Source organism: Ferrimonas sp. YIN67, from assembly GCF_057219095.1.
This window is the reverse complement of the sequence record NZ_JBXVVJ010000011.1, coordinates 73,299-95,751: the sequence shown is the minus strand read 5'-3', so window position 1 is coordinate 95,751 and position 22,453 is coordinate 73,299. Positions and strand designations below refer to the sequence as shown.

General features: G+C 58.9%; 21 protein-coding genes. 14 read left to right on the top strand and 7 right to left on the bottom strand.

From position 1 onward, the window contains the following. Positions 1–77 precede the first annotated feature (77 nt). Entirely contained in the window at positions 78–395 is a 318-nt protein-coding gene (cyaY, locus tag AC2D8U_RS19125; protein WP_484620681.1) for an iron donor protein CyaY, read from the bottom strand. Between the two features lie 95 nt (positions 396–490). On the opposite strand from cyaY, the gene lptM reads away from it, so the two are divergent. From lptM to xerC, 5 genes are read left to right on the top strand one after another with little or no spacing between them, the layout of a single operon-like run. Further along, positions 491–658 (top strand): LPS translocon maturation chaperone LptM, encoded by a 168-nt coding sequence (gene lptM / locus AC2D8U_RS19120; RefSeq protein WP_484620680.1) that lies wholly within the window; start codon positions 491–493, stop codon positions 656–658. A gap of 33 nt (positions 659–691) precedes the next feature. Further along, on the top strand, positions 692–1,936 hold the full coding sequence (gene lysA, locus AC2D8U_RS19115; protein WP_484620679.1) for a diaminopimelate decarboxylase: 1,245 nt from the start codon (positions 692–694) through the stop codon (positions 1,934–1,936). A gap of 35 nt (positions 1,937–1,971) precedes the next feature. Beyond that, positions 1,972–2,799 carry a diaminopimelate epimerase gene (gene dapF, locus AC2D8U_RS19110; protein ID WP_484620678.1) on the top strand — a complete coding sequence of 276 codons (828 nt, stop codon included), beginning with the start codon at positions 1,972–1,974 and terminating at the stop codon, positions 2,797–2,799. Further along, positions 2,796–3,458 (top strand): DUF484 family protein, encoded by a 663-nt coding sequence (locus AC2D8U_RS19105; RefSeq protein ID WP_484620677.1) that lies wholly within the window; start codon positions 2,796–2,798, stop codon positions 3,456–3,458. The genes dapF and AC2D8U_RS19105 overlap by 4 nt, the downstream gene beginning before the upstream one ends. After that, complete coding sequence (xerC, locus tag AC2D8U_RS19100) at positions 3,451–4,338, top strand: tyrosine recombinase XerC (protein ID WP_484620676.1); 888 nt, start codon at positions 3,451–3,453, stop codon at positions 4,336–4,338. Before AC2D8U_RS19105 ends, xerC begins: the two co-directional genes overlap by 8 nt. Before the next feature lie 71 nt (positions 4,339–4,409). Here xerC and AC2D8U_RS19095 read toward each other — a convergent pair whose 3' ends face one another. The 3 genes from AC2D8U_RS19095 to AC2D8U_RS19085 all read right to left on the bottom strand — a co-directional run bounded on the left by AC2D8U_RS19095 (position 4,410) and on the right by AC2D8U_RS19085 (position 8,426). Continuing rightward, on the bottom strand, positions 4,410–5,921 hold the full coding sequence (locus tag AC2D8U_RS19095; protein WP_484620675.1) for a sulfatase family protein: 1,512 nt from the start codon (positions 5,919–5,921) through the stop codon (positions 4,410–4,412). Positions 5,922–6,130: 209 nt separating this feature from the next. After that, positions 6,131–7,036 (bottom strand): MBL fold metallo-hydrolase, encoded by a 906-nt coding sequence (locus AC2D8U_RS19090; RefSeq protein WP_484620674.1) that lies wholly within the window; start codon positions 7,034–7,036, stop codon positions 6,131–6,133. A 13-nt stretch (positions 7,037–7,049) separates the two neighbouring features. Beyond that, positions 7,050–8,426 carry an alkyl sulfatase dimerization domain-containing protein gene (locus tag AC2D8U_RS19085; RefSeq protein ID WP_484620673.1) on the bottom strand — a complete coding sequence of 459 codons (1,377 nt, stop codon included), beginning with the start codon at positions 8,424–8,426 and terminating at the stop codon, positions 7,050–7,052. Positions 8,427–8,612: 186 nt separating this feature from the next. Here AC2D8U_RS19085 and AC2D8U_RS19080 point away from each other — a divergent pair, with 186 nt between their 5' ends. Beyond that, a complete protein-coding gene (locus tag AC2D8U_RS19080) occupies positions 8,613–9,584 on the top strand; it encodes a LysR family transcriptional regulator (protein ID WP_484620672.1) in 972 nt (323 codons plus the stop codon). Here AC2D8U_RS19080 and AC2D8U_RS19075 read toward each other — a convergent pair. Then, complete coding sequence (locus AC2D8U_RS19075; protein ID WP_484620671.1) at positions 9,531–9,866, bottom strand: DUF2956 family protein; 336 nt, start codon at positions 9,864–9,866, stop codon at positions 9,531–9,533. The two genes, AC2D8U_RS19080 and AC2D8U_RS19075, sit on opposite strands and share 54 nt — an antisense overlap. A 185-nt stretch (positions 9,867–10,051) precedes the next feature. On the opposite strand from AC2D8U_RS19075, the gene AC2D8U_RS19070 reads away from it, so the two are divergent. The 3 genes from AC2D8U_RS19070 (at position 10,052) to uvrD (ending at position 14,035) form a co-directional block, all read left to right on the top strand. Beyond that, complete coding sequence (locus tag AC2D8U_RS19070; protein WP_484620670.1) at positions 10,052–10,984, top strand: GGDEF domain-containing protein; 933 nt, start codon at positions 10,052–10,054, stop codon at positions 10,982–10,984. 96 nt (positions 10,985–11,080) lie between these two features. Beyond that, on the top strand, positions 11,081–11,788 hold the full coding sequence (locus tag AC2D8U_RS19065) for an HAD-IA family hydrolase (RefSeq protein WP_484620669.1): 708 nt from the start codon (positions 11,081–11,083) through the stop codon (positions 11,786–11,788). 81 nt (positions 11,789–11,869) lie between these two features. Continuing rightward, on the top strand, positions 11,870–14,035 hold the full coding sequence (gene uvrD / locus AC2D8U_RS19060) for a DNA helicase II (RefSeq protein WP_484620668.1): 2,166 nt from the start codon (positions 11,870–11,872) through the stop codon (positions 14,033–14,035). Positions 14,036–14,144: 109 nt separating this feature from the next. On the opposite strand, the gene AC2D8U_RS19055 is transcribed toward uvrD, so the two are convergent. Continuing rightward, complete coding sequence (locus AC2D8U_RS19055; RefSeq protein ID WP_484620667.1) at positions 14,145–14,435, bottom strand: hypothetical protein; 291 nt, start codon at positions 14,433–14,435, stop codon at positions 14,145–14,147. A gap of 125 nt (positions 14,436–14,560) precedes the next feature. Further along, entirely contained in the window at positions 14,561–14,875 is a 315-nt protein-coding gene (locus AC2D8U_RS19050; protein ID WP_484620666.1) for a DUF1496 domain-containing protein, read from the bottom strand. A 473-nt stretch (positions 14,876–15,348) separates the two neighbouring features. Here AC2D8U_RS19050 and AC2D8U_RS19045 point away from each other — a divergent pair, with 473 nt between their 5' ends. The 5 genes from AC2D8U_RS19045 (at position 15,349) to AC2D8U_RS19025 (ending at position 22,174) form a co-directional block, all read left to right on the top strand. Then, positions 15,349–15,549 carry a formate dehydrogenase gene (locus tag AC2D8U_RS19045; protein ID WP_484620665.1) on the top strand — a complete coding sequence of 67 codons (201 nt, stop codon included), beginning with the start codon at positions 15,349–15,351 and terminating at the stop codon, positions 15,547–15,549. Positions 15,550–15,563: 14 nt separating this feature from the next. Then, a complete protein-coding gene (locus AC2D8U_RS19040) occupies positions 15,564–18,422 on the top strand; it encodes a formate dehydrogenase subunit alpha (RefSeq protein ID WP_484620664.1) in 2,859 nt (952 codons plus the stop codon). 16 nt (positions 18,423–18,438) lie between these two features. Then, positions 18,439–19,014, top strand: coding sequence for a formate dehydrogenase FDH3 subunit beta (gene fdh3B, locus AC2D8U_RS19035; RefSeq protein ID WP_484620663.1), 576 nt, complete (start codon positions 18,439–18,441; stop codon positions 19,012–19,014). A gap of 77 nt (positions 19,015–19,091) precedes the next feature. Further along, positions 19,092–20,078 carry a formate dehydrogenase subunit gamma gene (locus AC2D8U_RS19030; RefSeq protein WP_484620662.1) on the top strand — a complete coding sequence of 329 codons (987 nt, stop codon included), beginning with the start codon at positions 19,092–19,094 and terminating at the stop codon, positions 20,076–20,078. A gap of 743 nt (positions 20,079–20,821) precedes the next feature. Beyond that, positions 20,822–22,174, top strand: a complete 1,353-nt coding sequence (locus AC2D8U_RS19025) for a coproporphyrinogen III oxidase family protein (protein ID WP_484620661.1) — start codon at positions 20,822–20,824, stop codon at positions 22,172–22,174. Positions 22,175–22,453 lie beyond the last annotated feature (279 nt).

Below are 22,453 nucleotides of genomic sequence, written 5' to 3'. Positions count from 1 at the left end.
TGCCGTAAGGGATTACTCTGAGCTGCGGTCGGTTACGCCCCACACCAGGGTGAATCGATCAGGGAACAGGAACCGGCTTAAAAAGCGATCTGCTCACCGCCCTGCTTGGCCACGGACTCGCTCAAGAAGGCAAACAGTTCGGTGCCGCTGCGCTCGCAGAGCCACTGACCATCGACATAGTCATAGTGATAGCCGCCAAACTTGGTGGCCATCCAGATCTGATGGAGTGGCTCCTGCTTGTTGATCACTATGTGGCTGCCGTCGATGCACTCCAGCTCCAGTACGTTGCCCGCTTGATCGTAATCCAGTTCCAGTTCCGAATCGTCGATCACTTCGGTAATACGTTCCATGGCCGCATCGGCCAGCTGATGATAAGTGCTGCTATCCAGGCTCATAAGGGCTCTCTTTTGCTGTGACTCAGGTTGTGTTTGACTGGGCTTAGCGCGATTATACGGCCAATCAATGAAAAATCGGCAGCTTTGAGGGACCCATGCGTTTTTTTAGCCTACTGCTTGTTCTGGTGGCCGGTCTGACCGGCTGTGGCCAGACCGGGCCCCTGTATCTGCCCGAAGCCCCTGTCGACAACCAGGCTCAACCAGAGATCTCGTCGGTAGAGCAAGGCTCGACCCAGGCTGAGCAGACGGAGTCTGAGCAGTAAACCCGCTTTTGGATCGTAAGAAAAGGGATCTTCGTGGATCATTTTCACTATCAGGATGGCGCCTTGTGCGCCGAAAACGTACCGGTGGCGCGGATTGCCGCCGAGTATGGTACGCCATGTTATGTCTACTCCCGTGCCACCATCGAGCGCCATTATCGGGCCTTTGATCGGGCGGTTGGGGAGCATCCCCATCTGATCTGTTACGCAGTGAAGGCCAACTCCAACCTTGGGGTGTTGAACCTGCTGGCCCGTCTGGGCAGTGGCTTCGATATTGTTTCCGGTGGCGAGTTGGCCCGGGTGCTGCAGGCCGGAGGTGATCCCGCCAAGGTGGTATTCTCAGGTGTCGGTAAGACGGCTGAGGAGATCCGTCAGGGGTTGTTGGCCGGGATCCACTGCTTCAACGTGGAATCTGAGCCCGAGCTGGTGCGGATCAATGCACTGGCCGAAGAGATGGGGGTGATGGCGCCCATCTCGCTGCGGATCAACCCGGATGTGGACGCGGGCACTCACCCCTATATCTCCACCGGGCTCAAGGAAAACAAGTTTGGCATCGCCATGGACGAGGCGCTGAGGATCTATCAGAAGGCGGCGGCCATGCCCCACCTGACCATCAAGGGGGTGGACTGCCATATCGGCAGCCAGCTGACCAGCCTGCCCCCCTTTATCGATGCACTGGATCGCCTGCTGGAGCTGGTGGATCACTTGGCCGAGCTGGGGATCACCCTGTCCCACCTGGATGTTGGCGGCGGCCTGGGTGTCCAGTATGACGATGAACAGCCTCCGCTCCCCGAGGAGTATGCCAAGGCCCTGCGTCAGCGGATCGGGGAGCGGCCCCTGACCCTGATCTTGGAGCCGGGACGGGCCATCATGGCCAATGCCGGGATCCTGGTGACTCGAGTGGAATATCTCAAACGGGGAGAAGATCGCCATTTTGCCATCGTTGATGCGGCAATGAACGATCTGCTGCGTCCCAGCCTCTACAGTGCCTGGCAAGGGATCATCCCGGTGAAGCCTCGGCAGGGAGAGGCTCGTCACTATGACGTGGTTGGTCCGGTATGCGAGACCGGTGACTTCCTGGGTAAGGGGCGGGAACTGGTCATTGAGGCTGGTGATCTGCTGGCGGTTCGCAGTGCCGGGGCTTATGGCTTTACCATGGCTTCCAACTACAACAGTCGGCCCAGAGTGGCTGAGCTTTTGGTGGATGGGGATGAGCTCCATCAGGTGCGGGCGCGGGAAACGTTGGCACACTTGTGGCAGGGCGAGAGCCTGTTACCCTAGGCTAAGGCCAGATTGCAAAGTTTAAGGCGATAATTTTGATACAGTTTTCCAAGATGCACGGATTGGGCAACGACTTTATGGTGGTGGACGGGGTAACCCAGAACCTCTACCTGTCGCCGGATGCCATTCGTCGTCTCTCCGATCGCCATACTGGGGTAGGGTTCGATCAGCTGCTGCTGGTGGAGCCCCCTTACGATCCTGAGCTGGATTTCCATTACCGTATCTTCAATGCTGATGGCAGTGAAGTGGAGCAGTGTGGCAACGGCGCCCGTTGCTTTGCTCGCTTTGTGAAGCTTAAGAGCCTGATCAACAGTAACGTTATCAAGGTCTCGACTCAGCGCGGTAACCTGACATTGAAGATAGAGGGGGAGAGTCGGGTCAACGTCAATATGGGCGTGCCGGACTTTGCTCCCACTGCCCTGCCGTTTCGCGCCAACAAGGTGGAAAAAACCTATCTGTTGATGACCGAGCAACAGACGGTACTGGCCGGTGCAGTGTCCATGGGTAACCCCCACTGTGTGCTCAAGGTGGACGATGTGGATGATGCGCCCGTGACGACCTTAGGCCCCTTGTTGGAGAAGCACGAGCGTTTTCCCAAGGGGGTGAATGTCGGCTTCATGCAGGTGCTCAGTCGTGACCATATCCGTTTGCGCGTGTTCGAGCGTGGGGTTGGGGAAACCCGCGCCTGCGGTACGGGCGCCTGTGCCGCGGCGGTGATCGGTCAGTATCAGGGCCTGCTGAGTGACAATGTCCGGGTCGATCTGCCTGGCGGCAGCTTACAGATCCGCTGGGAAGGGCCGGGAAAGCCCGTTTTCATGATTGGATCGGCGACTCATGTCTATGATGGACAGATCGAGCTATGAGCCAGAACAACCTGATCAACCTCAACCATGTGGATCCGATCCTGGTACGGGAGTACCTGTTGGACCACCCTGACTTCTTTGCACGTTACCCCGATCTCCTGCTGTCGTTGCGGATCCCGCACCAGGATCGGGGCACGGTCTCCCTGATCGAGCGTCAGCAACAGACGCTGCGGGATCGGGTGGGCCAGCTGGAGGAGGAGATCACTTCGCTGTTGTCCGTGGCGGCGCGTAATGAGGAGATCTACCGCTTCTACAGTGCTCTGCTGTTTGATCTGTTGGCGCTGGATAGCCTGGAACAGGTACAGCAGGAGCTGGAGGCACGACTGCGAGACAAGTTTCGCTTTACCCGGGTTAATCTGCTTGCTGCTCGGGGGCTGGGGCAGTTTGAGTCGGAGAATGTGGTTGGGATCCTGCGGCGTCGACTCGACAGCCGGGGTTACTATCTGGGCCGCCTGCCTGCGGCGGAAGCCCGGGAGTTGGTGGGGCTGGAGACCGGCTCCGTGGCCCTGATCGGCCTGGGGAAACCCGGCAAGTGGGTGGGGCTGCTGGCGATCGCTTCTCATGATCCCCGCCATTTCGTTGCCGAGATGGGCACCGTGCTGCTGGACCAACTCAAGCAGCTACTGACCTATCGTCTCGAACAAGAACGCCATGCATAGGGCGATCGCCGATCTCCTGCGCTACCTGGAAAGTGAGCGACAATACTCTCTCCACACCCAACGAAACTACGGTCGGGAGCTGGAACGTTGCCTGCCGTTGTTGCAAGAGCAGGGCGTTCAAGCCTGGTCACAACTGCAGTCCCAGCACTGCGAAGCCCTGTTGGCCCGCCTACATCGGCAGGGCCTCTCACCCCGTTCGCTGTCCCTGACCCTGTCGGCTCTGAGGCAGTTGGTGCGCTTTCTGCAACGTGAGCAGATCCTGACAACGGATCCGACCCTCAATGTGCAGCTGCCCAAACGGGACCGGCCCCTGCCGAAAAACCTCGATCCGGATCAGATCGATCGCCTGTTGAGCCTGGATGAAACCGATCCCCTGACGGTGCGCGATCGGGCGGTGATGGAGCTGTTCTATTCTTCGGGCCTGCGACTCGATGAACTGGTCAGCCTGGACCTGACGGGATTGGATCTCGATGAGGGGACGGTGCGGGTGATGGGAAAGGGCAGCAAGGAGCGGCTGTTGCCGGTGGCGGGTATGGCCCGGCGCGCCCTGGAGCAGTACCTGGTGCTGCGGCCCAGCCTGCTGAAGGGGCCCTGTGATGCCCTGTTTCTGTCCCAGCGCGGCACCCGCCTCAGTCGCCGCAGCGTGCAAGACCGGCTGGCCCAATGGGGGGCGAAACAGGGGCTGGATGCCAGGATCCATCCCCACAAGCTGCGCCACAGCTTCGCGACCCATATGTTGGAGTCCAGTGGCGATCTGCGTGCCGTGCAGGAGCTGTTGGGGCACGCCAACCTCTCCACCACCCAGATCTACACCCACCTGGATTTTCAGCACCTGGCAGCGGTGTACGACAGCGCCCACCCCAGGGCGAAAAAGAAGTAGATTTATCTTGCTGGGGCCAGGGGCAACGTCTGGCCGGGCCGCACTCCCCCTGTGCGGGGGAGTGGTAAAGCTTACTCCCCTTTCGCCTTACGTGGCTTCCTCTTGCGTTTCTTCTTGGCCACCTTGGTCGGCTGTTGCTCGACCATCTCGTTATAGGCATGGACGTTCACCCGCTCGCCTTGGGCAAAGTTGCGATTGCGATTTGGCAGGGGCTTCACCGGATGGGGAGCCAGGCCGCTGTCCCATTCATCAAACATGTCCTGCAGGGTCTGCGCCAGCTCAGGCTGTTGGTTGACCAGATCATTCCACTCGCCGGGATCTTCACTTAAGTCAAACAGCTCGATGGTGTTGGTGCCGCCTTTTCGGTCGTTATACGCCAGTTTCTTATCACCGAGTCGAATGGCGTAATCGTCGCCCCGCCGCCAGTAGAGCAACTCATGGGGCCGAGCCGGGTTCTTGCCTTGAAGATAAGGGAAGAGATCGACGCCGTCGTAGTCGAAGGGGGCCCTCTCACCGGGATGCTCCAGTCCCAGGCGGGCCATAACGGTGGCGGCGACATCCAGGCTGATCACCGGCTTGTCGTAGGTAAGCCCCTGAGGGAGCTCCTTGGGGTAATGCACCAGGAAGGGGATGCGAAGCCCGCCTTCGTAGGTATCTCCCTTGAAGCCGTTGAGATCGCCAGGATTGCTCATCACGGTTTCGCCCCGTTTCCTGTCCCCCGGCTCTTCGATCCCCTGGCCGCTCGGTGTGCCATTGTCCGACAGGAAGAAGATCAGGGTGTTGTCATAGACATCCGCCGCTTTCAGGGCCGAGACAATCTGCCCTACGCCGTCGTCCATGGCCAGCGCCATGCCGGCAAACACCTTACGATCAGGGTGGTGGACCTCGAGATCGTCCAATCGATCCAAATAGGTGTCCGGCACCTGCCAGGGCGAATGCACCGCGTTATAGGCCAAATAGAGGAAGAAGGGCTGATCGCTATTCTGCTCGATAAAGCCGACCCCCTCCTCGGAGAACATCTCGGTCAGGTAACCGTTGTGGCTCTGAATAACCGGTAACATCTCCTTGTTTCGATAGAGGGGGAGCAAGCCTTTTTTGCGGTTGTTTTCATCCAGGCTGGAGCGGTAGAAATCATGGGCGCCGCCGAGGAACCCATAGAAGTAATCCACGCCATTGTCATTGGGCAGCGGTGTATCACTGTGCACATGGATCCCCCACTTACCGATGGCGGCCGTGGCGTATCCCTGCTCCTTGAGTGAGGCAAACAGCAGGGGCTGCTCCGGATTCAGGGGGCCACTCTTGCCGTTGCCATACACCCCCAGCTTCTGCTGGTAGACGCCGGTGAGCAAGCCAGCGCGGGATGGGCCGCAAACGGATGCGGCGGTGTAGCCCTGGGAAAACTGGACACCCCCGGCGGCCAATTGATCGATATTGGGTGTGCGGATATCGCTGAAGCCGTGGTAACCCACATCGCCCCAGCCCATATCATCGACCAGGATCACCACGACATTGGGCTGATTTGTTGCCGCAAACCCGGTAGCGCTTACGGCCGACAGCAGCAGGGTACAGTAAGTCAGTTTCATCCCAAGGTTCCTCCAATGAACAATGAGCCAGGCGGACTTGCCACACGAGCGACATGGCTCGGTACTCGATGAGATGGCTTGTATTTTTACCGTTAATACTTTGTGCCACCTGATCTTTTGCGTTCTTTTACCCTCCCGTGCGGTTGGGTTACACGAAAGGTGTGGTCAAAGGCTGCTCAGGGGGGAAATTCATTTCGCCTGGCCTGTGCTCACTCAGCCCTTTGCTGTGGTGCCACTTTATTGATGTAGAACCAACTGGCGATCTGGGCGAGGGGCCTGGCCCTGAGCTCAGGATGGGCGGCGATCACCGCCTCTTGCAGTGTTTCGGCATCGGCCTGCTGGTGCTCATTGCGCAGGGCTTCGGCGCTCTCCAGGTAGGCGATCTGCTCCTGAATGGCGTTGGGATGCAACTGCACCGGCAGGCCGTGACCGGTAAACAGCACCTGGTTGCCCTTGTCCGTCTCCAGCTGTGCAAGGTGTGCGCGCCAGGTGGCCAGATCCCGGGCACCGAAGAAGGCGTGGGCCTCGGAGGGCACCATATCCTGGACAAACAGCAAGCCATGTTTCGGCAGGGCGATCAGGGTCTGTGCCGGGGCTTCGCCGCCGGTGAGCAGGGTGAATCGGTAGTGCTGACCGGCGAGGATCGCTTCATCGGCGAGCGGTCGTGAGATCTCGATGGCATGGTCGATCACCCTCTCTGCGCCGTACTCCTTGGCCTTCTGTTTCAGGTAGAGCGGCGCCATGCGTTGATGATTGTCGATGATCGCCTGCTGCGCGGCCACTTCGACCTCGGGAAAGTACTCGAGCCCCATCCAGTGGTCCGGATGGTGGTGCGACAGCAATACCTGCACTAGGGGTTTATTCAGGCCATCCACATAGGCTCGGAACTGCTTGGCGTAGGGGCGTAGGAACTGGCCGTCGATCAACACCAGGCCCTGATCGGACTCGATCACATGGCTGTTGACCAGGGAGCTCTCCTCCGGCGCCGTCAGGCTGTGCACCCTGACGTCACCGAAGTCGGCGACGGAGACGGTCAGCTGCCCCTGGCCGTTGGCTAAAGCCAGGGGGCTGAGTAGGGCGATCATCAGGGTAAATAAGCGGAATCGTAATTTCATGAGGTGATCCGGGTTATTCACTGGCCGCGGCTTCTTTGCGCAGCTGTTGGGCCACGGTGAGGTAGTAGTTACGTCCCGTGGCGGTAAGCAACTTATCGCCGATCGCCTCCAGTGCTTCGGCCTTGATCAGCTTGGCGTCGCGGTCGTTGGGATAGAGCGCCAGCAGTTGGTCTGAGAGCTGTGCCGCCCACTGCACGTCACCGGCGGCCAGTGCCGATGCGGCGTGCATGCGGAAATTCTCCTCACCCCCGGCCAGGCGCAGCATCAACCGGGCCTCGCGCTCGGGCGACAGGCTATCGAGTTGGGTTGGGTTACCATCAAACCAGCCCAGGTAGCCCTGGAAGATGGCGCGTACGCTCCAACGGATGTTGCCGTAGTACTCCTGCAGGTAGTCCAGCTTGGCCAAGTGGGGGGGAAGCCCAACCTCTTGTACCAGTTGGTTGGGCGTCTTGCCCTGGTTGATCCCTTCGATGGTGGCGTCGAAAACATGCGCCATGGCATCACGGTAGTTCGTCAGGGTGGTGATGGTCTCCTGCTCGCCCACCAGAGGTGGGGTATGGCCGCCAACGGCATGGATGGGCTTTTGGGCCAAGATCTTATCGAGGCTGGCGATCCACTCCTGTACGTTGCGGTATCCGGTGCCACGGATGGCATAGGTGTTGGGCCAGGAGCGGTAGAAGTTATCGCCGGTAAAGACGACGCGCTCCTGTGCGTCCCAGACATAGAGCTGATCTTCGGTCTCCCCCGGAGCGGCCACCATCTCCAGCGTCACGCCTGCTATTTCGAGGGTGAGACGTTCGTCGGCGAACAGCTCCTTGTGATCGCCAGCGTCGCCGCCATCGAACACCCGGCCTTTGCGCGGTGGGTAGATCGCGGGCGCAATGCCGTTGTTGATGCGCTTCTCGGGCGGCAGCAGGAAACCGCCCTGACGGGCACCACGCAGTTTGTTGATGGTGATCCCCGCGCCTTTGAACCACTGGCCTTCGCTGTTGAACGGCAGGCGGGCGTAGACCAGCGGCTTGCTGCCGTCGGCCTGGGTTTGGGTGAAGGCGGGCAGACCACCTGTGTGATCGCCATGGCCGTGGGTCAGGATCACCGCCTTGATGGGCAGGGGGCTGATCTGGCGGAACTCGGTCAGGATGGCATCGGCGTGATCGATCATCATCGCCGCGTCGATGATGATCAGGCCGTCGTCACCGACGATCATCGAGACGTTGGCCGGGCTGTAGCCTGAGGCGACATAGGTGCGATTGCCCAGCCGGGTAATGGTGGGTTCGAGCATCTCATTGCGGGCCTTTAGGGCGGCGGTGGCGGCACTGTCCTGGGCCAGGGCTGGCAGCCACAGGGTGGGCAGCAGGGCGAGGCTCAGCAGTTGAATAATGCGGTTCATAACGGGTCCTTGCGTACGTCGGGAGTGCCGAGTCAGAGTAAGCGGGCACTTGCTGCCGGACCAGACCCCAAAACCGGACAGGCCTGATCGGAAAAGTGGATCAATGTGGTTCGGCGCAAGGTTTGCCGCATCGGGCTGGCGTAGCCTGAGCTCCGGGATGAGTAATAGAGCGACAGGGAGGAGAGGATGAAACCTGTGTTGCAGCAGATCCGCCGTTTGGCGATCTTTGCCTGTGTGGTGGAGCAGGGCAGTTTTACCGCGGCGGCGCGCACCCTGCAGATGGGGCGCGGTCGGATCAGCGAACAGATCGCCGAGCTGGAGCGGGCGCTGGCGGTGCGTTTGCTCCAGCGCAGCACCCGGCAGATGCAGCTGACCCCGGAGGGGAAGACGGTCTACCAACACTGTCGCCGGTTGCTGCCGGATGCCCAGTTGGCGATGGAGGCGGTGGAGGGCACGGAAAGTGATCCGGCCGGACGGTTGCGGATCAGCGCGCCGGTGGAGTTTTGTCAGGCGGTATTAGGGCCGTTTTTGGGGGAATTTCATCGTCGCTATCCGCAGATCGACTTGCGCCTGGATCTGGCGGATCAGACCCAGGATCTGTTGCAGTCCGGCATCGATCTGGCGCTGCGCATTGGCTTGCCTAAGGACTCGGCGCTGATCGGCCGGGTGCTGGCGCCGATCCCTTTGGGCCTGTTCGCCAGCCGGGATTACTTGGCGCGCCATGGTACGCCAGTTGAGCCCGAGCAATTGGTCCGGCACCGGATGATCGGCATGGATCCGCTGCCACAACAACAGGGTCATTTGCCTTTACAGCATTGGGATGGCCGTGAGTATCAGCTGACGCTGCCCCCCGGGCATGGTACGGATACGCCGCTGGGCAACTCGGTGCTGATCGAACAGGGGGTGGGGATCGGCATTGGCGCGATGTTTAAGCTGCACAGTGGTCAATTCAGCGAGCGGGTGGTGCCGGTATTGCCGGACTGGCAGCACCCCTCACTGCAGCTGTCGGTGCTGTTTCCCTGCCGGGCCCAGCTACCACGCCGTACCCGACTGTTTATCGATGAACTGGTGATCTGGCTGCAGCAGGGCGCAGGCGCAGTGTTGTTATCCGGCCAGCAACAGGTAGGCGGCGAAGCCGAGCCAGCTCAGGCCCAGTAGGAGCCAGGGCAGGGGGCGATGACCCGGTTGTGGCGCTGAGGGCACTTGCGGCTCAGCCTCGGCGGCGGCTCGGGCCTTGGCGCGTTGCTCCTGCTTCTTGGCCTTGTCGGCGGCACGAGCCTTGGCTTTCTGCTGCTTCTTGTACTCAAAGATCCCTTTCTCGATGCCCGCGGCGATCAGCTTAGTCTGTTCTTTGGTCTGGCCCGGCTTCTGGTTGGCCTTGGCGATCTTCATCGCTTCGGTGATCACTTCTGGTGAAATAGTCTGGGAGGGCTTGGCCATAGGGTCCGATCGATTTGTCCTGAATTTGAGCGTCATTGTAACCCCAATCGGCGGCAAAGATCTGCCTGTTGACGGTGTCACAAAGTTGGCGCTCCATCCATTTGTGCTTTTAAAACAATGGTGTGCATTTGTGGCTCGAAGTTTGCTGAGATCTTGTCACTCGGTTTTCATAGGTAAGGAATGCCATGAAGTCATTATTTTGCCGAACCGGCGCCGCCTGGGATCGTCGCTGGGGCCTGCTGGCCCTGACGCTGGGGATCTTCCTACTGGATCTCAATACCCCCCTGGAGTTGGTTATTGCTCTGGCCTATTCCCTGTTGATCTGGGGCTGCCTGTTTGGGCGCGATCCATTGGGATTGGCATTGGTGGCCTTGACGGCCTCGGCCTTGATGGCTCTCGCGGAGTGGTGGATCACCAGGACCTTTCCGGTGAGTCCTGAGCGCCAGCAGGCGGTGGTGCTGTTTCTGGTCACTGGGCTGGCGGGGAGCCTGCTGCTGCTTCATTGGGAGCGACAGCGACAAGGATTACAGCGACAGGCATTGACGGATCCCCTGACCGGCCTGGCGAATCGGCGTCAGTGGGAACAAACACGGGCTCAACTTTGGTCGCAGGCTCGGCGTTATGATGAACCCCTGACCCTGTTGCTTCTCGATCTGGATAATTTCAAGGGACTCAACGATACCTTGGGTCATGGACAGGGGGATCGCTGTTTGCAGTCATTTGCCCGACTGCTTGAGCGTTGCGTTCGTGGTTGTGATCATATCGCCCGGATCGGTGGTGAAGAGTTTGTGGTTATGTGTCCGCGCACTCAGGTGCAGGGGGCCCTGGTGCTGGCGGAGCGGATCCGTTTGGCTTGCGCCCAATCTCTGCCGGTAACCGTCAGCATAGGTGTGGCGTCCGACGGTAAGGCGGGAATGGATGATCAGATCGAAGCCGCCGATCGATGTCTGTATCAAGCGAAACGAGCGGGCCGGGATCGCGTCGTCGGACCCTGGGGCGAAGAGGTTATGCGGGGATCGGACGGTGGGCAGTTAATGACCCTGGTGCAGCGGGTCCAGGCTCGGCACGAGCGGGTCGGTGCTATTACCGCTGCGGAAGCTACCGCGCGATGTGACTGAGCCGTTTGTCTTAGCCTGTGTCCGGGCGGAGTCCAAAGGGTGTTAGCATGGCGTTGGGCGTTGCCTGCCTTGGATCTCTGATGGCTCAGGAGTGTTATGCAGTTTTATCGACGTTTGCATCCGATACGGGCGTTGAGTTTCGATCTCGACGATACCCTCTATGACAATGGGCCCGTACTCAAAAGGGCTGAACAGCGCCTGCTGAGATTGCTGGCCGACGAAACCGGCGATCCGCGCGCGGCGGATCCCGAATATTGGCGAATTCATAAGGCGGAGGTGGCCCGGCAAAGCCCGGACCTGATCCAGTGCACCACCCAATGGCGTCGGCAAACCCTGCGTCGAGGCTTGGGTGCTCTGGGGGGGGAGCACCTCGAGCCTTTGGCAGAGCAGGCCATGAACCATTTCTTGGGGTGGCGCAGTGAGATTGAGGTGCCCAGAGAGATCCTGAGCCTGCTTGAAGAGTTGGCCCAACGCTATCCGCTGGCGGTGATCACCAATGGTAATGCGGATGTCTCCCGTTTTATGCCGCAGATCCCCTTTGCCTGCGTGCTGAGCGCCGGTCCGGACGGGCCACAGAAGCCAGCGCCGGACCTGTTTTTGCGTTGTTGCCAAGAACTGGCGTTGCGTCCTGAGCAGCTGCTGCATATTGGCGATCATCCGGACAAGGACGTGGCCGGTGCATTGCGGGCGGGCTGTCAGGCGATCTGGCTCAATCCTAGACCGGACGGTCGGCCACGCCCCTCCGGTATGCGATTGCCTACGGCGGCGATCTCTTCGCTCCAGTCACTGCGCGGATTCCTCTAGTCCGCTTTTTTGTGCTCAACGGCGACGCAAACCACTGGTATAATATCCAGCTATTTTTTGTTCTGATGTGGTTCTTGCCCTATGTCCAGCTCCGCCCTGCTTGATAAGCTCAACGACAAACAGCGCGCCGCGGTGGAATCACCGCCTGGTGCCACCCTGGTGCTGGCTGGCGCCGGCTCGGGCAAGACCCGGGTATTGACCCATCGCATCGCCTGGCTGTTGCAGGAGCAGGGTGAAAGCCCGTTCGCCATTCTGGCCGTGACCTTTACCAACAAGGCCGCCAAGGAGATGCGTCATCGCATCGAGGAGTTGGTGCAGGGGCCGATCGGCAGAATGTGGATCGGTACTTTCCACGGCCTGGCTCATCGCCTGTTGCGGGCCCACCACCAGGAAGCCAAATTGCCTGAGGGGTTCCAGATCTTGGACTCCGATGATCAGCTTCGTCTGCTCAAGCGGATCATTCGCTCTCTGGAGCTGGATGAAAAGCGTTGGCCGCCCCGCCAGGCCATGGGCTATATCAATGCCAAGAAGGATGAGGGGCTGCGTCCTCAGCATATTGATGTCAGCTTCCACCCGGTGGAGAAGACCTATCTGAGGATCTACCAGGCCTATCAGGAAGCCTGCGACCGGGCCGGTCTGGTGGACTTTGCCGAACTGCTGTTGCGGGCCCATGAGCTGTGGCTCAACCATCCCCAGTTGCTGCGTCACTATCAGCAGCGTTTTCGCCATATGCTGGTCGACGAATTCCAGGACACCAACAGCATTCAATATGCCTGGGTACGTATGCTGGCCGGTGACAGTGCCAACATCATGATTGTCGGTGACGATGACCAGTCCATCTATGGCTGGCGGGGGGCCAAGGTGGAGAACCTCCAGCAGTTCCTGCAGGATTTTCCCGGGGCGACCTCGGTGCGGCTGGAGCAGAACTACCGCTCGACCGGCACCATCTTGAAGGCGGCCAATGCCCTGATCGATCACAACAACGAACGCATGGGTAAGGAGTTGTGGACCGACGGACAGGATGGCGATCCCATCAGCCTCTACAGTGCGTTCAATGAGCTGGAGGAAGCCCGCTATATTGTCGGTCGCATCAAACAGCATCAGGATGAGGGGGGCAAGCTGTCCGAGTGTGCCATCCTCTACCGCTCTAACGCCCAGTCCCGGGTGATGGAGGAGGCCCTGCTGCACCGCAGTGTGCCCTATCGCATCTATGGTGGATTGCGCTTCTTCGAACGTCAGGAGATCAAAGATGCACTGGGTTACCTGAGGCTGATCGCCAATCGGGATGACGATGCCGCGTTTGAGCGGATCATCAATACGCCGACCCGGGGCATTGGCGATCGCACCGTCGACATCATCCGCCAGACGGCTCGGGCCGAAGGGATCACCCTGTGGCGCGCATGTCAGCGTCTGCTGTCCGAGTCCGGCCTGGCCGGGCGTGCCGCCTCGGCGGTGAAACGCTTCATGGATCTGATCGCCCAGTTGGAAGCGGAAACCGAGGATCACCTGCTCAAGACCCAGACGGACCACGTGATCCAGCACTCGGGACTCTTAGCCATGTACCAGGCCGAGAAGGGCGAGAAGGCCGAGGCGCGAGTGGAGAACCTGAAGGAGCTGGTGACCGCGGCTGGCTCCTTTGTTAAGAGTGAAGAGGCGGAGGAGATGGATGAGCTCAACGCGTTTTTGGCGAATGCCGCGCTGGAGGCCGGTGAGCGCCAGGCGGGTGAGTCCGAGGATGCGGTGCAGCTGATGACCCTGCATACCGCCAAGGGGCTGGAGTTTCCCCTGGTATTTATGTGTGGTGTCGAAGAGGGGCTATTCCCCAGCCAGATGGCCCTGGATGAGGGCAACCGCCTGGAGGAGGAGCGCCGCCTCTGTTACGTGGGGATCACCCGGGCGATGAAGAAGCTGTATATTACCTTTGCCGAGTCACGTCGGATCTACGGTAAGGAGACCTTCTCCAAGGCCAGCCGCTTTATTCAGGAGATCCCCCAGGAGTACCTGGAGGAGGTACGCTTGACCACTAATGTGGCGACGCCTCGCCAGTACAATCGCTTCAACCAGGCGGAGCAGAAGTTCAATGAAACCGGTTTCAGCCTGGGCCAGCGGGTTCACCATCCCAAGTTTGGTGATGGGGTGATCATCAACTACGAGGGCTCGGGTCCCCAGTCTCGGGTGCAGGTAGCGTTCGATGGTCAGGGGGTGAAATGGCTGGTGGTGGCCTACGCCCGGTTGGAGGCGAGATAGGATCAGAGCGGCTAATAGCTACTAGCTAACAGCTAGCTTTTAGAGACAAGAACGCCCGCCGGCTCTTGGTAAAGAGTGAGCGGGCGTTCTTATTGGTCAGAATGCTGGGCTAGGGGGCTGGGGTATAACCTCGGCTGGTGTCCGGAGCCTGGCGCCACTCATTCAGATACTGACGGGGGCTGCGGGCGTAGCCAGCGTGCTGGAAGCTTTCGACGAAATCACGTTTCACCTGCTCGGCGGTGCATTCGTCCAGATCTTTGGCCAGCAGCATGAACTCATGCCCGCGGGTTTGCTCTTTGATGATCATCGCATCGAGTTTCTCATCCGGCTCGCGGGCCGTCATGGAGAACTCTTTTTTGTCGTGGCTAATGAACAAGCCAACGATATGGGTATGGGCCATAAATACCGCTCCTTGAAGTTATGGGTTCCTGAGAGACTAGCCCATGATGCCACGGTTGTGCTGAGAGAAAAGCCTTGTTTTCTCGCTTTATATGGGTCCGCTTATGATGCTCTCTGTCCCATCAATCAGTTTATGCGGATCTTGGGCTGTTCCCTTTGGGCCCGTTGCTCCGGTGTCAGCCAGATCAGGGGACCGTTAAGTTCGTGTGTGTTGCGGGGGCCACAGATCAACAGTTGGCCCGCCACGTCCAGTGGCGCCCCCTCCGAGTATTGTTTGTCGTCGTACCAGCAGGCCCTTTGTATCTGGGGGCCGTCGATCACTACGGCGGTGCCTGGGGGCAAACCGGGCCGATTCGGTTTTTCCGGTAAATGGGTCGGCAGATTGGCCGCCAGGCTGGTGCTGAAGAGCAGGGGAATTGCTGCAACAATAACCATTCTCATCGTTTCGACTCCGTTGGGGTATAGCGACATTTTGTCATAGATCAGGCGACCCCGCCGGGGCATTTCTCAAGGACCTTGCCGCTGGGATCCCCCAGGGCACACCCAGTTGCCTAGGAAGTGAGGGGGGCGAGAGAGGTGGATCACAAGTTTCTCACGTTCAAGGAGCCTGATCGCGGCAAAAAGGGACATGGAAATCAACTGGCAAACCTGACCGTAACGACTCGCCAAACTTGCTGCTAACATGCCGGTAACTGGCGTTGATCTGCGTCAAAAATCCTATCGTTCCAGGATGAAACTCTGTTCAAGGGCGATCTGAATCACATTTTCACCTCCCGGGTTATGGAGAATGCAGCCTGCCTAACACTCGATTTATGGCATTGAGCAATAGGGGGAATTTCCAATCCAGCGGATTCGGAAATCCCGAGCATTGCTCTGCATCGGGCCGGTCGTGCGGCCCATCATGAGGAGATGAGATGAAATCCACCCAATCCCAACAAGGGACCAACCTGGAGCGCCGCGGGCTGCTCAAGGCTTTGGCTGTAGCACCGGTTGCCGGTGTTGCCGTGGCTGCCGCGCCTGCCGTAGCCAGCACTGCATCCGCAGTGACTGAGAAGCAGGGTTACCGTGAAACCGACCACGTGCGCCGCTACTACGCGTCGCTGCGCGGCGAATAAGGCAGGAGACCGTCATGAAACTGACTAAGAAGTCGACCGAAGTCAAAGCAGGCGCTCTGGGCCTGAACCGTCGCCAGTTCCTGAAGAATGCCGGTGTCACCACGGGTGGTATCGCTGCGGCGTCCATGCTGGGCAACGGCATGATCAAGAAGGCCGAAGCGGCCATCACCGACAACAGCCAGCCGGTTGAGATCAAGCGTACCATCTGTTCCCACTGTGCCGTGGGCTGTGGTATCTACGCCGAAGTACAAAACGGCGTATGGACCGGCCAGGAGCCAGCGTTCGATCACCCGTTCAACGCCGGTGGTCACTGTGCCAAGGGCGCGGGTCTGCGTGCGCACACCCACTCCAACAAGCGGGTGAAATACCCGATGAAGCTGGAAGGTGGCAAATGGAAGAAGTTGTCCTGGGAACAGGCCATCTCTGAAATTGGCGACAAGATGCTGGAGATCAAAGAGACCTCCGGTCCGGATTCCGTGTACTTCATGGGCTCTGCCAAGTTCTCCAACGAAGGCGCTTACATGTACCGCAAGCTGGCGGCCATGTGGGGCACCAACAACGTGGATCACTCCGCGCGGATCTGTCACTCCACCACGGTTGCTGGCGTCGCCAACACCTGGGGCTACGGTGCTCAGACCCAGTCCTTCAACGATATCCGCAATGCGAAAAACATCTTCCTGATCGGGTCTAACCCGGCAGAGGCGCACCCGGTTTCTATGCAGCACATCCTGACTGCAAAAGAGCGCGGTGCCACCATTACCGTTGCGGATCCGCGTTTCTCCCGTACTGCGGCCCATGCCGACGTACACCTGCCACTGCGTCCAGGTACCGATATTCCTCTGGTCTACGGCCTGATGTGGCACATCTTCGAAAACGGTTGGGAAGACAAGAACTTCATCAACCAGCGCGTTTGGGGCATCGAGAAGATCCGCGAAGAGGTGAAGCGCTGGACTCCGCAAGAAGTGGAAGACGTGACCGGCGTTTCCCGCGAAGCGGTTTACGCAGCGGCCAAGCACATGGCTCAGCACAAGCCAGGCACCGTGATCTGGTGTATGGGTGGTACTCAGCACACCGTCGGTAACGGCAACACCCGTATCTACTCCATCCTGCAGCTGGTTCTGGGCAACATGGGCGTACAGGGCGGCGGTACCAACATTTTCCGTGGCCACGACAACGTTCAGGGCGCCACCGATATGGGTCTGCTGTTTGATAACCTGCCAGGTTACTACGGCCTGTCCACCGGCGCTTGGGAGCACTGGTCCCGCGTTTGGGATCTGCCATACGAGCAGGTGAAAGCCCGTTTCGACCAGAACCAGTACCTGGGCCGTGATCCTATGACCACCCCGGGCATGCCGTGTTCTCGCTGGCACGATGGTGTCCTGGAAGGCAAAGAGAAGCTGGCTCAGAAAGACAACCTGCGTCTGGCCTTCTTCTGGGGTCAGTCTGTCAACACCGAAACCCGCCAGATGGAAGTGCGTGACGCACTGGATAAGCTGGAAACCGTTGTGGTTGTGGATCCCTACCCAACCATCGCCGGTGTTGCCCACCGTCGCAGCGACGGCGTTTACCTGCTGCCAGCGGCCACCGTGTTCGAGGGCGAAGGCTCTGTGAACAACTCCGGTCGTTCCGCTCAGTGGCGTCAGCAGGTGGTTGAGCCGGTCTTCGAGTCCAAGCGTGACATGGAGATCATGTACCTGATCGCCAAACACGTTGGCATCGCAGATACCTGGACCAAGAACATCGAAGTTCAGAACAACCGTCCGGTACCGGAAAGCGTGATGCGCGAGTACGCTCGTGGCATGCGTTCCATCGGTTACACCGGCTGGTCTCCTGAGCGTATCAAGGCGCACACCGAGAACTGGGGCGACTTCTCTCGCGAGACTCTGGAAGCACCAGGCGGCGTGAATAAGGGCGAGACCTACGGTCTGCCTTGGCCGTGCTGGGGTACCCCGGAGCAGAAGCACCCAGGCACCCAGATCCTGTACCGCACCGATCGCAACGTAAACCAGGGTGGTGGTAACTTCCGTGCCCGCTTCGGTGTTGAGTTCGAAGGCGAAAGCATCCTGGCCGACAGCTCTGCCTCTAAAGATGCGGAGATCCAGGACGGCTACCCACAGTTTGATTCCGAGCTGCTCAAGCAGCTGGGTTGGTGGGACGAGCTGACTGCCGAAGAGAAAGAAGCGGCCGAAGGCCGTACCTGGTCCACAGATCTGGGTGGCGGTATCGTGCGTGTGGCCCTGGCCCACAACATGATCCCATTTGGTAACGCCAAGGCCCGTTGTCGCGTCTGGACCTTCCCGGATGAGATCCCAACGCACCGTGAGCCGCTGTACACCCCGCGTCGTGATCTGATCGCCAAGTACCCGACCCACGATGACATGCAGGTGCACCGTCTGCCGACCCTGTTCAAGACCCTTCAGGACAAGGTGATCTCCGACAACCTGGACAAGAAGTACCCGCTGATCGCCACTTCCGGCCGTCTGGTTGAGTACGAGGGTGGCGGTGAAGAGACCCGTTCCAACCCTTGGTTGGCCGAGTTGCAGCAGGAGATGTTCGTGGAAATGAACCCGGCTGACGCGGCGGATCGCGGTATCCGTGATGGCGATGACGTTTGGTTGGAAGGCGCCGAAGGCGGCCGCATCCTGATCAAGGCGATGGTCACCCCACGCGTTCTGCCTGGTACCACCTGGATGCCATACCACTTCGGTGGCGTGATGCACGGTGAAGAGCTGCAGTACCCAGAGTCCGGCGGTGTTAGCACCAAGCCGTACGTGGTGGGCGAATCTGCCAACACCGCGATGACCTACGGTTACGACCCTGTGACCCAGATGCAGGAGACCAAAGCGTCCCTGTGTCAGATCGAAAAAGCGTAAGGCGAGGAGATAACTCATGGCTACCATGAAATTTATGTGCGACACCAAGCGCTGCATCGAATGTAACGGTTGTACGGTTGCTTGTAAGAACGAAAACAGCGAAGCCCTGGAATGGGGCATTCAGCGTCGTCGCGTTGTGACCATCAATGATGGTCAGCCGGGCGAAGCGTCCATCTCCGTTGCCTGTATGCATTGTGACGATGCGCCTTGTATGAAGGTGTGTCCGGCCAACGTCTTCAGCAAGACCGAAGACGGCATCGTGCTGCACGACAAAGAGCGTTGCATCGGCTGTGGTTACTGCCTGTACGCTTGCCCGTTTGGCGCCCCACAGTTCCCGAAAAAGTCTGTGTTCGGCGGCAAAGGCAAGATGGACAAATGTACCTTCTGTGCCGGTGGTCCAAACACGGTCGCGGGCTCTGCCGAAGAGAAGAAGCAGTACGGTGCCAACCGTATCGCCGAAGGTAAGCTGCCAATGTGTGCCGAGCTGTGTTCCACCAAGGCCCTGCTGGCCGGTGATGCGGGCATGGTGTCCGACATCTACCGCGAGCGTGTGGTTTCCCGTGGTCACGAGAGCGCTGGCTGGGAAAAGTAAGCATCACTGAGGCCGACAGGCCTCTTTGATGACTGCCTTGCGGGTGGTTTCGGCCACCCGCTTGTTAAGGAGTCACTATGTTCTCTAACGCATTTAAACCGCTGGCTCTGTTAGCGGTTATGTTGTTTTCAGGCTTCGCCCTGGCCAACGGTGGCGAGATCGCCCCGCAGTCCGGTAACGAAGCCGATGTGGTGTGGCAGGCGATCCAACAGGGCGCCGAAGGCCGTACCACTTCCCTGAGCGAGCATCACCCTCAGCTGATCAACAGCTATGATCTGGGCCTGCTGGATCTGCGCAACAACTGGCTGTCCTACGGCCTGTTTGCGGCGCTGTTCGGCATGATCGCCGTGTTCATTCTGTTTATCGCGGTGAACGGGATCTCCAAGCTGGAAAAAGGCTTCTCCGGTAAGATGGTGTTCCGTTGGTCCAAGGCCGACGTCGCCATCCACTGGTTGGGTGCCATCCCGTGCATGCTGCTGATCCTGACCGGCCTGGTGCTGCTGTCCGGTAAGTTCCTGATCGAGCCTCTGTTCGGCACCAGCGCCTTCGCGGCGATGGCGTCGGCCTCCAAGCTGATCCATGACTACATGGCCATTCCGTTTATGATTGGCTGGCTGATCATGAGCATCAAATGGGCCAAGAACCAGATCCCGGCCAAGTACGACATTGACTGGTTTATGGTGGTCGGTGGCTACATCAACTTCGGCCCGTTCAAAGGCAAGCACCCGCACGCGGGCTTTGCTAACGCCGGTGAGAAGCTGTGGTTCTGGGCCTTTGTGATCTTCGGTGCCGTGATCTCCGTGTCCGGCATGATCCTGCTGTTCCCGAACCTGTTTGAGCCAAGCCGTACCCTGAGCCTGATCGCACTGCTGGCCCACGCCGGCGCCGCCATCATCATCTGTGCCTTCTCCATCGTTCACATCTTCATGGCGACCGTCATGAGTGAAGGTGGCGTGGACTGCATGGTGTCCGGTTACTGTGATGAGAACTGGGCGATCCAGCACCACGATCTGTGGTACGACGAGATCAAAGCCAAAGGCGAATTGAAGTACATGGACAAATGATTGGATGTGGTGCTGGCTACCAGCACCACCCGGTCTGTTTCAGTACGACGAGATCAAAGCCAAAGGCGAATTGAAGTACCAAGAGAAGTCAGCTATCAGCTATCAGCTATTAGCTATTAGCTTCTAGTTCCGTAGGTTAGCTTAGTGGCGCAGCCACGTAAGCTGACGATACGAGCGGCGTCTGCTTCTTCCAAGCTAAGCCCCTGCCATCCGGCAGGGGCTTTTTCGTCCTCAAAGCCAAATTGAAGTACCAAGAGAAGTCAGCTATCAGCTATCAGCTATCAGCTATCAGCTATTAGCTTCTAGTTCCGTAGGTTAGCTTAGCGGCGTAGCCGCGTAAGCTGACGATGCGCCCTGCTTCTTTCAAGCTAAGCCCCTGCCATCCGGCAGGGCCTTTTTCGAATCTGCCGCGTAAGCTGACGATACGATCGGCGTCCGCTCTTCTCGAGCTAAGCCCCTGTCATCTGGCAGGGGCTTTTTCATGAGAGGCTGGGACAAATTGACGCAAACCGACTCTAACCTTTGGCGATTTTAACAAGCTGCTTTGCTTTGGATCGCATTTTCGAAAGCTCGCCGGGTTGATGTTCACAATCTCGACAAAGCCAGGATGCTGAACCCGCCAATCCACCTTATCCTTGGGTCTCCCTGACACTCAACATGCTCTTTTGCAAGAGTCTGTGGCACATTTTGCAACTGGGTGAGTCTTAACGGGAAATCAATAAATCTTCAACGGGGAACCGGACATGTCACTTGCCGAACGCGCGCTCAACAATGCTGCCATCAATAAGGCTGCGGAGATCACCACACCCAAGTGGATGCTGTCCGGTATGGAAAGCCTGATGCAGTACTACACCAAGCGTCATCTGAAGATGGACACCCGTTCCTGTGATGCGGTACCGGCGCCGATCCCGGGGCGTAAATACACCCTGTACATGCATATCCCGTTCTGCCACACCCTGTGCTCCTTCTGCACCTTCCACCGCTTCCTGTTTAAGGAAGAGAAGGCGCGAGCTTACTTTGTCTCCCTGCGCCAAGAGATGCAGATGGCCAAGGCCCTGGGGTATGACTTTGAAGAGCTGTACATTGGGGGGGGCACCACCACGGTATTGGTGGATGAACTGGCCAAGACCATTGAACTGGCCAAGACCCTGTTTCCGTCCATCAAGCAGGTTTCCTGTGAGTCCGATCCCCTGCACCTGACCTCCACCGAGTTCACCCAGTTGCACGGCCTGGTGGATCGCCTGTCCGTGGGCGTGCAGAGCTTTGACCGTGATATCCTGGCCCGTACCGATCGCCTCGGTAAGTTCGGTGAGCCTGAGGTGGTGTTCGAGAAGCTGTCCCGCGCTAAGGAAAACTTCCCCATCCTCAACGTGGACATGATCTTTGGTTTCGAAGGTCAGACGCCTGAGGTCCTGGCCCAGGATATGGCGACCCTGAAGCGGCTGGATCCCCGTCAGATCACCACCTATCCGTTGATGGTGTCCGATCTGACCAAGCGTCATGCGGCGAGCAAGATCGGCACCAAGGCCAACCTGGCTAATATGGATCAGGATATCCGCAAGGACTATGCCTTGATCCTCAATAGCCTGCGCGGCCAGTATGAGCAACTGACCGCCTGGTCCTTCGGCAAGTCCAATGAAGAGGGCTTCGACGAGTACGTGGTTAACGCCGATGATTACCTGGGCCTGGGTTCCGGTAGCTTCAGTTTCCTGCACGACACCCTGTACGTGAACAGCTTCTCCCTGCGTCGTTATAACGAGAAGATCGCCAACGGCCAGATGGGGGTTGAGTCCGCCAAGCACTACAACAAGAAGGCGGTGATGCAATACCGGTTCCTGTTGGGCGTCTTCGGCGGCCGTCTGTCCAAGGATTACTTCAAGGACCACTATGGCAGTGGCCTCTACACGGGTCTGCCCAAAGAGATGGCCTTTATGCATGGGATCGGTGGACTGGAAAAGTGCAGCCAGGATCCGGATAAGCTGCAGGCCACCCCGAACGGCTTGATGATGGGTTTGCTGATGATGAAGAACTTCTATACCGGTATGGATAACGTCCGCGCCGAGCTGCGTCGACCGCTGAAAGCGAACGACATGTAAGCACTCACTGTCGACTTAAACGGCACTGCGAAAGCGGTGCCGTTTTTGTTTGTGGACGACGGAGGGGTGAAGGTGGTGTTTGTGGACGGGTGGCGCCGGGCTGGTTTCTGTGGGGCCCGCTTTTGGTGTTTGTGGACGGTTGGTGCCGTGGAGCATTTGTGCCGTCGCCAGCGCGACAACCCTGGTTAGTGAGCCCCAAAAGTCCCACCGCACTAGCGGTCCACGAACGTTAGTGCGACCCCAGGTTGGTGAACCACAGAACTCAGTCCGGCGCCAGCG